The 12549-nt window shown below is 68.1% G+C and carries 19 protein-coding genes; all 19 read right to left on the bottom strand.

The features are described 5' to 3' along the window. Positions 1–63: 63 nt before the first annotated feature. Positions 64–654, bottom strand: a complete 591-nt coding sequence (gene rplE, locus ABC304_RS02825) for a 50S ribosomal protein L5 (protein ID WP_412928800.1) — start codon at positions 652–654, stop codon at positions 64–66. After that, positions 654–1013, bottom strand: coding sequence for a 50S ribosomal protein L24 (gene rplX, locus ABC304_RS02820; RefSeq protein ID WP_127094625.1), 360 nt, complete (start codon positions 1011–1013; stop codon positions 654–656). Before rplX ends, rplE begins: the two co-directional genes overlap by 1 nt. A 2-nt stretch (positions 1014–1015) precedes the next feature. Next, a complete protein-coding gene (gene rplN / locus ABC304_RS02815) occupies positions 1016–1384 on the bottom strand; it encodes a 50S ribosomal protein L14 (protein ID WP_127094624.1) in 369 nt (122 codons plus the stop codon). A gap of 34 nt (positions 1385–1418) precedes the next feature. Then, positions 1419–1805 carry a 30S ribosomal protein S17 gene (gene rpsQ, locus ABC304_RS02810; protein WP_412928798.1) on the bottom strand — a complete coding sequence of 129 codons (387 nt, stop codon included), beginning with the start codon at positions 1803–1805 and terminating at the stop codon, positions 1419–1421. Then, on the bottom strand, positions 1805–2119 hold the full coding sequence (gene rpmC, locus ABC304_RS02805) for a 50S ribosomal protein L29 (RefSeq protein ID WP_127094623.1): 315 nt from the start codon (positions 2117–2119) through the stop codon (positions 1805–1807). The genes rpsQ and rpmC overlap by 1 nt, the downstream gene beginning before the upstream one ends. Next, entirely contained in the window at positions 2119–2538 is a 420-nt protein-coding gene (gene rplP, locus ABC304_RS02800) for a 50S ribosomal protein L16 (protein ID WP_018171451.1), read from the bottom strand. Before rplP ends, rpmC begins: the two co-directional genes overlap by 1 nt. Beyond that, on the bottom strand, positions 2538–3299 hold the full coding sequence (rpsC, locus tag ABC304_RS02795) for a 30S ribosomal protein S3 (RefSeq protein ID WP_127094622.1): 762 nt from the start codon (positions 3297–3299) through the stop codon (positions 2538–2540). Before rpsC ends, rplP begins: the two co-directional genes overlap by 1 nt. Then, entirely contained in the window at positions 3299–3694 is a 396-nt protein-coding gene (rplV, locus tag ABC304_RS02790) for a 50S ribosomal protein L22 (RefSeq protein WP_127094621.1), read from the bottom strand. Before rplV ends, rpsC begins: the two co-directional genes overlap by 1 nt. A gap of 22 nt (positions 3695–3716) precedes the next feature. Next, the gene (gene rpsS / locus ABC304_RS02785) at positions 3717–3998 is read right to left on the bottom strand and encodes a 30S ribosomal protein S19 (protein WP_019181724.1); all 282 of its coding nucleotides are present in this window, start codon (positions 3996–3998) and stop codon (positions 3717–3719) included. A gap of 12 nt (positions 3999–4010) precedes the next feature. Beyond that, positions 4011–4850: a 50S ribosomal protein L2 gene (rplB, locus tag ABC304_RS02780; protein ID WP_127094620.1), complete on the bottom strand. Its 840-nt coding sequence runs from the start codon at positions 4848–4850 to the stop codon at positions 4011–4013. 25 nt (positions 4851–4875) lie between these two features. Beyond that, positions 4876–5211, bottom strand: a complete 336-nt coding sequence (gene rplW, locus ABC304_RS02775; protein WP_412928795.1) for a 50S ribosomal protein L23 — start codon at positions 5209–5211, stop codon at positions 4876–4878. Next, positions 5208–5891, bottom strand: a complete 684-nt coding sequence (gene rplD / locus ABC304_RS02770) for a 50S ribosomal protein L4 (RefSeq protein ID WP_412928794.1) — start codon at positions 5889–5891, stop codon at positions 5208–5210. The genes rplW and rplD overlap by 4 nt, the downstream gene beginning before the upstream one ends. Positions 5892–5895: 4 nt before the next feature. Next, entirely contained in the window at positions 5896–6555 is a 660-nt protein-coding gene (gene rplC / locus ABC304_RS02765) for a 50S ribosomal protein L3 (protein WP_412928793.1), read from the bottom strand. 8 nt (positions 6556–6563) lie between these two features. Next, positions 6564–6872: a 30S ribosomal protein S10 gene (rpsJ, locus tag ABC304_RS02760; RefSeq protein ID WP_018171443.1), complete on the bottom strand. Its 309-nt coding sequence runs from the start codon at positions 6870–6872 to the stop codon at positions 6564–6566. 457 nt (positions 6873–7329) lie between these two features. After that, entirely contained in the window at positions 7330–7545 is a 216-nt protein-coding gene (locus ABC304_RS02755; RefSeq protein ID WP_412928791.1) for a hypothetical protein, read from the bottom strand. A gap of 98 nt (positions 7546–7643) precedes the next feature. Further along, positions 7644–9485, bottom strand: coding sequence for a DUF4012 domain-containing protein (locus ABC304_RS02750; RefSeq protein WP_412928790.1), 1842 nt, complete (start codon positions 9483–9485; stop codon positions 7644–7646). Between the two features lie 116 nt (positions 9486–9601). Next, positions 9602–9892, bottom strand: a complete 291-nt coding sequence (locus ABC304_RS02745) for a hypothetical protein (RefSeq protein WP_412928789.1) — start codon at positions 9890–9892, stop codon at positions 9602–9604. Positions 9893–9901: 9 nt separating this feature from the next. Next, positions 9902–10843 (bottom strand): class C sortase, encoded by a 942-nt coding sequence (locus tag ABC304_RS02740; RefSeq protein WP_412929050.1) that lies wholly within the window; start codon positions 10841–10843, stop codon positions 9902–9904. Positions 10844–11006: 163 nt separating this feature from the next. Continuing rightward, entirely contained in the window at positions 11007–12500 is a 1494-nt protein-coding gene (locus ABC304_RS02735) for a SpaH/EbpB family LPXTG-anchored major pilin (RefSeq protein ID WP_412928788.1), read from the bottom strand. Between the last annotated feature and the right edge of the window lie 49 nt (positions 12501–12549).

Raw genomic sequence — 12549 nt, 5'->3', positions numbered from 1 at the left:
GGCGCCCGTTACGCGGGCGTCGACCTGTGGTGGTGGTCCCGGAGTCTCCGGGACCAGATGGTTTCAGGACTGGTTATCCTCGGTGCGGAACGGGAAGCCCAGGTGACGCAGCAGCGCCCGGCCCTCGGCATCCGTCTTCGCGGTGGTGACGACGGTGATGTCGAAGCCGCGGACGCGATCGATCTTGTCCTGGTCGATCTCGTGGAAGACCGACTGCTCCTGCAGGCCGAACGTGTAGTTGCCGTTGCCGTCGAACTGGGCGCCCGACAGACCGCGGAAGTCGCGGATGCGGGGCAGGGCCAGCGAGACGAGACGGTCGATGAACTCCCACGCACGGTCACCGCGGAGGGTGACGTGCGCGCCGATGGCCTGACCCTCGCGCAGCTTGAACTGGGCGATGGACTTGCGGGCCTTGGTCACGATCGGCTTCTGGCCGGTGATCTTGGTGAGGTCGTCGACCGCGCCATCGATCACCTTGCTGTCGCGAGCCGCCTCGCCGACGCCGGTGTTCACGACGACCTTGACCAGTCCGGGCGTCTGCATGACGTTCGCGTAGCCGAACTCCTCCTGCAGGGCCTTCTTGATCTCGGTGTTGTACTTCTGCTTCAGGCGCGGCTGGGTCTTGCCAGCCTGCGCGGCAGTTGCGGTGCTCATCAGAGGTCCTTGCCTGACTTCTTCGCGAAGCGCACGCGGACGGTGCGCTTGACGCCGTCCTTGACCTGCTCCTCGACCCGGCGGCCGACGCGGGTCGGCTTCTTGGTCGAGGGGTCGACGACGGCGACGTTGGAGATGTGGATGGGGGCCTCGAAGGTCTCGATGCCGCCCGTCTTGGTGCCGCGCTGGGTCTGGCCGACGCGGTTGTGCTTCGTGACGTAGTTCACGCCTTCGACGATCACGCGGTTCTGCTCGACGAGGACCTCGAGGACCTTGCCCTGCTTGCCGCGGTCTCCGCCGCGCTCGGGCTTGGCGCCCGAGATGACCTGAACCAGGTCGCCCTTCTTGATCTTCGCCATGATCAGATGACCTCCGGTGCGAGCGAGACGATCTTCATGAACTTCTTGTCGCGAAGCTCACGGCCGACCGGCCCGAAGATGCGGGTGCCGCGGGGCTCCCCGTCGCTCTTCAGGATGACGGCGGCGTTCTCGTCGAACTTGATGTACGAGCCGTCGGGACGACGGGTCTCCTTGACGGTGCGGACGATGACGGCCTTGACCACATCGCCCTTCTTGACGTTGCCGCCCGGGATCGCGTCCTTGACGGTGGCGACGATGGTGTCGCCCAGACCGGCGTACCGACGCTGCGAGCCGCCGAGCACACGGATGGTGAGCAGCTCCTTCGCACCGGTGTTGTCCGCGACCTTGACGCGGGATTCCTGCTGGATCACTTTTTACTCCTTGGGTTCCAAGCGGGCCGGAGGCCTACTTGGCCTTCTCGAGGATCTCGACCAGGCGCCAGCGCTTGGTGGCGCTCAGCGGACGGGTCTCGTTGATGAGGACCAGGTCGCCGATGCCGGCCGAGTTGGCCTCGTCGTGCGCCTTCACCTTGGAGGTGCGACGGATGACCTTGCCGTAGAGGGGGTGCTTCACGCGGTCCTCGACCTCGACGACGATCGTCTTGTCCATCTTGTCGCTCACGACATAGCCGCGACGCGACTTGCGGTAGCCACGGGCGTCGGCGTCGCGCACGTCGTGCTCGGCACCCTCGTGTCCGGCGACCTCGACCACGGGGGTCTCGACCTCGGCGGCGGCGGTCTTCTTGGGGGCCGCCTTCTTGGGGGCGGCCTTCTTCTCAGTGGTCTCAGCCATCACTCGGCCTCTTCCTTCACGGCCTCGTCGGCGGCATCCGCCTTCTTGGCCTTCGTCTTCTTCGCCTTGGTCGCCGCCTCCACGGGAGCGGGCGTGGCACGGATGCCGAGCTCGCGCTCACGGATGACGGTGTAGAGCCGCGCGATGTCGCGCTTCACGGCGCGGATGCGGCCGTGGCTCTCGAGCTGGCCGGTGGCCGACTGGAAGCGCAGGTTGAACAGCTCCTCCTTGGCCTTGCGCAGCTCCTCGACGAGGCGCTGGTCTTCGAACGTGTCGAGCTCGCTCGGAGCGAGCTGCTTGGTGCCGATCGCCATTACGCGTCGCCCTCCTCGCGCTTGATGATGCGTGCCTTGAGCGGCAGCTTGTGAATGGCACGGGTCAGGGCCTCGCGAGCGAGCTCCTCGTTGACACCGGCGACCTCGAACAGGACGCGACCCGGCTTGACGTTGGCGACCCACCACTCCGGCGAACCCTTACCGGATCCCATGCGGGTCTCAGCGGGCTTCTTCGTGAGCGGACGGTCGGGGTAGATGTTGATCCACACCTTTCCACCACGCTTGATGTGACGCGTCATGGCGATACGCGCGGACTCGATCTGACGGTTCGTCACGTAAGCGGGCGTGAGCGCCTGGATGCCGAACTCGCCGAACGACACCTTGGTGCCGCCGGTGGCCTGGCCCGAGCGACCCGGGTGGTGCTGCTTGCGGTACTTGACCTTGCGGGGGATGAGCATTACGCCGACGCTCCTTCTGCCACGGGGGCATCGTTGCGGGGACCACGACGACGGTCGCCACCGCGGTCGTCGCGACCACGGGGTGCCTTCGGTGCGTTGGCCTGCTCGCGAGCGAGCTCCTTGTTGGTGAGGTCGCCCTTGTAGATCCAGACCTTCACGCCGATGCGGCCGAAGGTGGTCTTCGCCTCGTAGAAGCCGTAGTCGATGTTCGCGCGGAGCGTGTGCAGCGGCACGCGACCCTCGCGGTAGAACTCGGAGCGGCTCATCTCCGCGCCGCCGAGGCGGCCGGAGACCTGGATGCGGACGCCCTTGGCGCCGGCGCGCTGTGCACCCTGCAGACCCTTGCGCATCGCGCGGCGGAAGGCCACACGTGCGGAGAGCTGCTCGGCGACACCCTGCGCGACGAGCTGAGCATCGGCCTCGGGGTTCTTGACCTCGAGAATGTTCAGCTGGATCTGCTTGCCGGTGAGCTTCTCGAGGTCGGCGCGGATGCGCTCGGCCTCGGCGCCGCGGCGACCGATCACGATGCCCGGGCGGGCGGTGTGGATGTCGACGCGGACGCGGTCACGCGTGCGCTCGATCTCGATGTTGCTGACGCCGGCGCGGTCGAGGTTCGACTGCAGCAGCTTGCGGATACGGATGTCCTCGGCGACGTAGTCGGCGTAGCGCTGTCCGGGCTTCGTCGAGTCGGAGAACCAGCGCGACACGTGGTCGGTGGTGATGCCGAGGCGGAAGCCGTACGGGTTTACCTTCTGGCCCATTACTTGCTCGCCTTCTTCTGGGCGGCCGGGGCCGCGTCGGCGACCTCGGGGGTTGCGAGCACGACCGTGATGTGGCTCGTGCGCTTCTTGATCTGGAATGCGCGACCCTGGGCGCGGGGCTGGAAGCGCTTGAGCGTCGTGCCCTCGTCCACGTAGGCGTTCTTCACGTAGAGGTCCTGGTCATCCAGGAACTCGTTCGTCTTGTCCGCGGTGACGCGGGCGTTCGCCATGGCTGCTGCCACGAGCTTGTAGATCGGCTCGCTCGCGCTCTGGGGCGCGAACTTCAGGATGGCGAGGGCCTCTTCGGCCTGCTTGCCCTTGATGAGCGCAACGACACGACGAGCCTTCTGAGGGGTCACGCGGATGTGTCGCACGCGTGCGATGGACTCCACCATTTCTCTCTCCTCTGCCGCCGCGTCAGCGGCGACGGCCCTTCTTGTCGTCCTTCACGTGGCCGCGGAAGGTGCGGGTGGGCGCGAACTCGCCCAGTTTGTGACCGACCATGGTCTCGGTCACGAACACGGGGATGTGCTTGCGACCGTCGTGCACGGCGATCGTGTGGCCGAGCATGGCCGGCACGATCATCGAGCGACGGGACCAGGTCTTGATGACGTTCTTGGAACCGGCTTCGTTCTGGACGACGACCTTGCGAAGCAGGTGCTCGTCGACGAAGGGGCCCTTCTTAAGGCTACGAGGCATCTTCCTCTACTCCTACTTGCGCTTCTTGCCGGCGTTGCGACGGCGGACGATGTACTTGTCGCTCTCCTTGTTGGCGTGGCGGGTGCGACCCTCAGCCTGGCCCCAAGGGGAAACGGGGTGACGACCACCGGAGGTCTTGCCCTCACCACCACCGTGGGGGTGGTCGACCGGGTTCATCGCGACACCGCGCACGGTCGGGCGGATTCCCTTCCAGCGGTTGCGGCCGGCCTTGCCCCAGTTGATGTTCGACTGCTCGGCGTTGCCGACCTCGCCGATGGTCGCGCGGCAGCGCGCATCGACGTTGCGGATCTCGCCCGAGGGCAGACGCAGCTGGGCGTAGGGGCCGTCCTTGGCGACGAGGCGCACGGAGGTGCCTGCCGACCGGGCCATCTTCGCGCCGCCGCCGGGGCGGAGCTCGATGGCGTGGATGACCGTACCGGTGGGGATGTTGCGCAGCGGCAGGTTGTTGCCGGGCTTGATGTCGGCGCCGGCACCGGACTCGACGACGTCACCCTGCGACAGCTTGTTCGGCGCGATGATGTAGCGCTTCTCGCCGTCCGCGTAGTGCAGCAGCGCGATGCGCGCGGTGCGGTTCGGGTCGTACTCGATGTGAGCGACCTTCGCGTCGATGCCGTCCTTGTCGTTGCGACGGAAGTCGATGAGACGGTACTGGCGCTTGTGACCGCCGCCGATGTGGCGGGTGGTGATGCGGCCCTGGTTGTTGCGACCACCGGTCTTGGCGAGCGGGCGCAGCAGCGACTTCTCGGGCGTCGATCGGGTGATCTCGGCGAAGTCTGCCACCGACGAGCCGCGGCGACCCGGGGTCGTGGGCTTGTACTTGCGAATAGCCATGTTCTCTAGTCCTCTATCCCGACCGTCAGCCGACTGCCGTGAAGATGTCGATGGTGCCCGACTTCAGGCTCACGATGGCGCGCTTGGTGTCCTTGCGCTTGCCGGTGCCGAAGCGGGTGCGACGGGTCTTGCCCACGCGGTTGATGGTGTTCACCGACGCGACCTTGACGCCGAAGATCTTCTCGATGGCGAGCTTGATCTCGGTCTTGGAGGCGCGGGGGTCCACGAGGAACGTGTACTTGCCCTCGTCGATGAGCCCGTAGCTCTTCTCGGAGACGACCGGCTTCAGGATGATGTCGCGCGGGTCCTTGTTCACCTGCAGCGAGCGACCGCTCTGGTCGGTTGCATTGATACCGGTCATGCCGAGACCTCCTCGGTGCTCGTGCCGAGCTCCGTCGAAGCGCCGGCCTTGGAGGCGACGAACGAGTCGAAGGCGGGCTTGGTGAAGACGATGTCGTCGGAGACGAGCACGTCGTAGGCGTTGAGCTGGTCGGAATACAGCACGTGCACGTACGCGAGGTTGCGGACGCTCAGCGCGCTGAGGTCGTCGTCACGCGAGATGACGACCAGCACGTTCTTGGTCGGCGCGAGCGCCGCCAGCACGGCGGCGGCGGCGCGGGTCGAGGGCGCACCCTCGATCGCGAACGAGTCCACGACGTGCAGACGCGAGCCGCGGGCGCGGTCGCTCAGCGCGCCGAGGAGCGCTGCGGAGATCATCTTCTTGGGCGTGCGCTGCGAGTAGTCGCGCGGCTTGGGCCCGTGGACGATGCCACCGCCGGTCATGTGCGGCGCACGGATCGAGCCCTGACGGGCGTTACCGGTGCCCTTCTGCTTGAAGGGCTTGCGGCCGGCGCCGGAGACCTCACCGCGACGCTTGGTCGAGTGGGTTCCCTGGCGAGCCGCCGCGCGCTGCGCGACGACGACCTGGTGGATGAGGGGGATGTTCGTCTTGACGTCGAAGATGGCGGCGGGCAGCTCCACGGAGCCGACCTTCTGGCCGTCGGCCTTCAGGACGTCGAGCGCGAGGGTCGAGTCAGCCATGAGTTCAGGCACCCTTCACTGCGTTGCGGACGTAGACGATGCGGCCGCGCGCGCCGGGGACGGCGCCCTTGACGAGCAGCAGACCCCTCTCGGCGTCGACGGCGTGCACCGTGAGGTTGAGGACGGTCACGCGCTCGCCACCCATACGGCCGGCCATGCGCATTCCCTTGAAGACGCGGCTCGGGGTCGAGGACGCGCCGATGGAGCCGGGCTTGCGGTGGTTGCGGTGCGAACCGTGCGAAGCGGAGACGCCCTTGAAGTTGTGACGCTTCATGACACCGGCGAAGCCCTTGCCCTTGCTGGTGCCGACGACGTCGACCAGCTGGCCGGCCTCGAAGACGCCGTCCACGGTGAGCTCCTGACCGAGTGAGTAGTCAGCAGCATCCGCGGTGCGGATCTCCGTGAGGTGGCGACGCGGGGTCACGCCGGCGGCCTCGAAGTGGGCCGTCTGCGGCTTGTTCACCTTGCGGGGGTCGATCTGGCCGTACGCGATCTGGACGGCGTTGTAGCCGTCCTTCTCGGGCGTGCGCACCTGGGTGACCAGGTTCGGCGCGATCTCGATGACGGTGACGGGGACGAGCTTGCCCTGCTCGTTCCAGACCTGGGTCATGCCGAGCTTGGTGCCCAGCAGTCCCTTGGAAACCTTGGAGTTGATGTCAGCCATGTCGATCCTCAGAGCTTGATCTCGATGTTGACGTCGGCCGGGAGGTCGAGACGCATCAGCGAGTCGACGGCCTTGGGCGTCGGGTCGATGATGTCGATGAGGCGCTTGTGGGTGCGCATCTCGAAGTGCTCGCGGCTGTCCTTGTACTTGTGGGGGGAACGGATCACGGCGATCACGTTCTTCTCGGTCGGAAGGGGCACGGGGCCCACGACCGTCGCGCCCGCACGGGTCACGGTGTCGACGATCTTGCGCGCCGACGAGTCGATGACTTCGTGGTCGTACGACTTCAGGCGAATGCGGATCTTCTGTCCCGCCATTGTCTGCTCACTCTCTTTCTCGCGTCTTACCGTCCTGGAGGTCCCAGGGGCATTGGACGCACGGTGGCGCTCTCGCGCCATGGCACTTCGGCCCGTTCTCACGGGCGCTGCTGCACCGCTGTTCTTATGTCAAACCGGATGCCGCGGCATCCGGCTCCCCTCCCGCGCACGCGTGCGCTTCCCCGGCGAAGGGGATGGGAGTGTGGATGTGTTGTTCTGCTGCCCGCGGCCTAGGACCCTGCGCTACGCGCCGCCTATGCACTGCCCTGACAGTGACCGGTCGCTCTCGCGCTTGTGCAGCACAAGGACCACCGGAATGTGGAACCTCGTTAGTCTACGTGCACCCCGGGCGTGTCGCAAACTCGGGCGTGTCGCGACATCCGCGACGGTCCACTCCCCCGGACGCGGAACGACCCGGGGGCGTGTGCTCCCGGGTCGTCCGAACGGTCGGAGTCGGCTACTGGTTGCCGATCGACTTGTCGATGCTGTCGCGGACGCCGTCGACCTTCTCGTCGACGCTGTCGGGAGCGACCTTCTTGACGAACTCGGCAGCGGCGTCCAGCACCCTGTCGCTGACCTCCTCGGCCTTGTCGCTCTTGAGCGCTCCGTCGATCTTGTCCTTGTTCTGGTCCAGGAACTGCTTGCCCTGATTGACGAGATCCTCGATACCCATCACAACTCCTTCCGGCCCCGGGTGGGCGTCTGAGGCCATCATGCCCGGATCGTCGTGTCGACGACAATGCGCGCCTGCAGCCGACGGAAGCGAGCGGTTCAGGAGGAGGGGAACATCGCGGCGCACGAGGCGTCGATGTTGACCGGCGTGGCCGAGGCCGTCGGCGTGTGCCGCAGATCGAGCGGTCCGAGCTCGCCCGCGGGGAACTGGACCGTGTACGAGACGGTGCGGGTCTCGTCCTGGGCGAGTGCCACGAGTTTGCTCACAGCCGTGCTGCCCTTCTCGGTGCCGGCGCGGTCGAGTCCGGGCACGTCTCCGTCGCCGGGGTCGACGGAGACGATGGTGGCCCCGGGCGGCGCGAAGAAGAGGGTGTCGATGAGCATCGTGGTGTTCGGCATCCCGTACCACTCGGTCTTGACGCTCAGCGTGTAGGGGCTCTGGATGCTGTCGGGGATCGAATTGGTCATCGTCTGGCTGACGCTCATCGTGCGGGCGTCCGCGTCGCAGCGCGCATCCATCACCGTGGCGAGGTGGTACTCCATCTTGCCGACGCCCCAGTCGTTCAGATAGATGCCCAGCTGGCTCGTCTTCGCGGTGTCCTCCGGCAGCGCGCCGTCGACGTTGAGCTCCACGGCGAGCGCCTGCGCGGTCGGGTCGGTGAAGGCGAGGTACACGCGCTGCTGGCGTGCGGACTCGGTCAGCGCGTCGAGCATCTTCGCCGGATCCCACTTCCCGGCGGTGAGGTGCTCGAACACCGCCTGCGAGACGGCGGCGAAGAAGGCGTCGGAGTCGCGCCCGCGCGGGAAGCGCTCGTACGCGTCGCTCAGCAGGAGTCGCACCGCGTTGTCGGCGTTGATCTCCTCGCCGTCCACGGTGACGGGACCCGCGACCGCGAGCATGTTGGACAGCACGACCGGGTCGATCGAGATGACCCCGTCGAACCGGTCGCCGTAGCTGGCGTTGAAGAGGTCCTGGAACAGCTGCGCCGTCGTCGGGAAGTCCGGCGTCATGGAGTAGTCCTGCGAATAGCGGGTCAGGGTCTCCGGGTAGAGCGACAGCGTCTCGGGCGGCAGGGTCGTGAAGGTCACACCGGCGGTGCCGGTGGCCTTGAAGGTGGCCGAGCTCGTCTGATCCGCGAGGGTGAAGCGGCCGTTGTCGACGGTCATGATGATGCTCGCGGCGGGGTTTCCGCCCGTCGCACGGATCTCGGCGTTGTTCTGGAAGACGAGCAGGTAGGTGCGCGGCCCGTCCGCGCCCGCCATGCCGAGCAGCGTCGGCAGGTACCGGTTGACGACGTCGAGCGTCGGCGCGGTCTGATCGATGACGGTGCGCACCTGCGACACGGGCTCCGCGACCGCGGGCAGCAGTGCGTCGACGTCGATCGGGTCGGTCTGCGCCTTCGCCGCGGCGAACGCGTCGGCGATGGCGGGCAGCGACCCCGCGGCGCCGCGGAACGGCTCGAGGTCGATTCCGCCGCCCTCGAGAGCGAGGTTCTCCACGTTGATCGCGGACATGATCTGCAGCCCGGGGTCGAGCGCGCCGTCCACGAGGGTCTTCGCCGACAGGGTGACGCGCTGGACCGCGTCGATGTTCGCTCCGACCTGGGGAACGGCCGCCGCGAGATCCCAGACGGGGCCGGCGACGATGTCGGCCGCCCGGGACGTGCGCGCGGTGAGCTCGTCGGCCGAGATCTGGATCGCCGCGGCATCCTTCGTCTTCACGGCATCGCCGAGCGTCTCGATGCTCGCGCGGGCGGCCACGAGGTCGTCGCGCACCTCGAAGGCCTCGCGGGCGAGCACCGTGCCGAGCACACCGGCGACGACGACGCCGGCGGTGAGGAGGCCGAGCACTCCCCCGAGGACCCAGGGCCAGCGACGCGGGCGCTCCCCCGCTGATCGGCCGGACCGACGCTCGCTCGTCTCATCCGCCGTGTTCACCATGCGGCGATCCTACCGACGGGGGTGCTGGGCGAACGCCGAGCGGCCGGGGTCACGGCGCGCGGCTGCGGCGCGCGGCTGCGGCGCGCCGCTGCGGCGCGCGGTTGCAAGCCGGCGGGTCAGAGACTCGTGATGACGAAGGCGACGACGAAGCCGAGGAGCGCGAACGCGGCGATCATCGTCCCGACGACCGCGACGGCGGAAGGCCGGGGGCGGCTGAGGAAGACGCCGACGCCGCCCGCCACGAGGCCGACGAGCGCGAGCACTCCGCCGATGTTGACCGCCCCGTCCGCGAAGGAGGGCGCCTCACCGTCCAGGACGAACAGCGCTCCCGAAGCCAGCGGCACCGCGGCGGCCGCCAGCGAGAGGAGGATGGCCAGGGTGCCGAGGACACGTGCGGCGGGGGTCACGAGGTCACACTATCCCGGCGGCTGGGCGCCACCCGGTCGCGGACCGTCCGGCGCGGAGTCGGGCCGTGGCTGCTCTCCATCGTCCGGCGCGGGCGTGGCGCCGTCGGCCGGCGACGCGGCCGGCACGGAGGCCGTCGCTCTGCGGATGGCGCGGGGCGGGCGACCCGACAGCCAGATGTAGACGGTCACGACCGCCAGCACGCCTGCGATCCACACGATCCACCAGGGGAAGGTGGGGATCTCGGGACGCTTGCCGGCGTCGGCGAGGTCCTCCGCGGGGGTCGGGATGACGCGCTCCCCCGTCACGAGGATGCGGTGGCTGTTGACGCCGAGCGGCGTGCAGGTCACCAGCGTCACCAGGTCCTTGCCCGTGACCGGCTGCAGCGACTCCGTGTCGGCGGGATCGACGACCCGGGTGTCGGTGACGGCGTAGACGAGCACCTCTCCGAACACCTCGATGGTGAACGTGTCGCCGACCTGCACGCGGTCGAGGTGGGTGAAGAGCTCCGCGGTAGCGAGACCGCGATGGGCCGTGAGCACTGAATGGGTGGATGCGCCGCCCACGGGCAGAGCGGTGCCCTCGAGGTGGCCGACACCGTGCTCCAGCACGTCCGTGCCGGTGCCGTGGTAGATCGGGAGGTCGGCCTGGATGGCCGGGATCTTGAGCCGGGCCATCAAGCCCTCGGAGTCGCCGCGCAGGACGGTGGAGTAGTCGTACGTTCCCCGCTGATCGGGGTCGTCCGCGAGCGGGAGTCGCTCGTTGGCGGCGACGGCGGCGCCGGCGCCGGAGAGGTCGGAGTTGTATTCCCTGGCCTCGGCGAGCCGCTCGCGCAAGGTCTGCGCACCGAGGTCGACGATCTCATCCGACAGCTCACCGATGCGCTGGGACTGCTCGAGCTGGCTGAACCATGCCGCGGCCGAGGGGTAGATCAACAGGCCCGCCCCAGCCACGCACAGCAGGGCGATGATCGAGGGCGTGATCGACCATCGCCAGCGCCGCCTTCGACGCTGTTCCCGGCGGCTCAGGGAGTCGAGGTCGGACGCCGCCCCGGAAGTGCGCGAAGGCGAGGCGTCGCGCCGACGCCCCGCCTTCGCTTCGTTCACTTGTCGATCGTCACACGGTTACGCGGTCTGCGCCCGCGCGACGGCGTGCAACGAGTACCGCGGCGCCGATCGCGACGACCACGAGCGCGCCACCGCCGATGCCGAACCACAGGGCGCCGTCACCACCGGTGAGAGGCAGCGCCCATGCCGGGACCTGGGTGTGCGGAATCTCGATGTAGTTCTGAATCGGCTGCGTCCGCGACGTCGGTCCCGCGACGACCTGAACGGAGGTGGGGCCGATGGAGGGAACCTGGTAGCCGGCCGGAGGAACGATCTCCCGGCCCCAGTAGACACCCGGCACAAGCGCCGGGATGTTGGCGATGCCGTTCGCGTCGGTCGTCCAGCGGTCCACGCCGTTGACCGTCAGCGGGTTGGTGAACGCACGGGCATCCGCTTCATTCGCGAAGGCCTGGAACACGGCACCGGCGAGCGGCGTCTTCACACCTCCGGCAGTCGGCGCGTAGGCGAACACGGTGAGCTCACCGATCGGGGTGACTGCCGAGACCGTCTCGGTCGCGCCGTTGACGACGCTGGTTGCCGTGTTCGTGATCTGACCGCCCGCGGGAACGCTCACCGCGCGCGTCAGCACAGTGAAGTCGACGGTGCCGCCACCCAGGCTCGACAAGCGCGTACGTCCGGCGGGGGTGAAGGTCAGCGTCTGGGTGTTGCCCGTGGTCGTGAGGGAGTAGTCGGTGCCGTCGACGAAGACCTGCGCGGCGCCGACCGCATTCGTGACGGTCACACTGGTCGGCGTCACTCCCGCAGGCGGGGTGGCGACGAACTGGAGCCCCGTGTCGATCCTGTCGGACACGGTGAATTGGCTGAGCGGGGTCCCGGCGAGGGTGGGGATGCTGGCACGAATCGACCAGCGGACGAGGTCGGGGTTGCGCGCCTCGGCCGTATTCGGCGCGGGAACCACGCGGGTCTTGACCAGCGCGGTCACCGAGTTCTTCGGGTAGACGTGGACGTCGTAGATCCACTGGTTCGAGGGACTCCCGGTCGGCCCCGTCGGGAACGGCAACGTGACCAGGAAGGGGGCGGTCCGGTCCGTGACGGTCGCTGGTGCAGCGGTCTCCGTCACGAGGTACAGACCGAGCGGCATGTTCGCCGGGAAGGTTCCCTCACCTGCTGCGTTCGTGGTCACTGTGAAGGAGGCACCGGTCGCCTGAGACTGGGCGGAGGCCGGGGTCAGGCTCGAGGCGGTGCTCCAACCCGCCGGAGTCAGCAGATTGACGGACGGGACGAGCGTCGCGGTGAACTCCACGCCCTCGATGGGCACGGCACCCGGGATTCCGCCAGGGATGAGCTGACCGGTGCCACCGGCCTGCGGGCTGGTCGGGCTGAGCTCGTACTTGTGGACGGTCAGGCTGCGGGCCTGATCGGGGTCGATGTTTCCGGGCAGCGTGACCGCGGTGGCGGGCACGGCAGCCGCGAAGGCACCGACGAGGGCGAGCGTGAGCACGCCGACGACGGCACCTGCGCGCCTAGGGAATGAGGTGGACATGAGGGGTGCTCCCGTTCGTGAAGAGGTGTTTGTGTGTGTGGTGGGGATG

The sequence above is a fragment of the Microbacterium jepli genome (assembly GCF_047237905.1).
Taxonomy (GTDB): Bacteria; Actinomycetota; Actinomycetes; order Actinomycetales; family Microbacteriaceae; genus Microbacterium.
The sequence above is the reverse complement of the archived record's forward strand: the minus strand, read 5'-3'. Positions and strand labels throughout refer to the sequence as shown.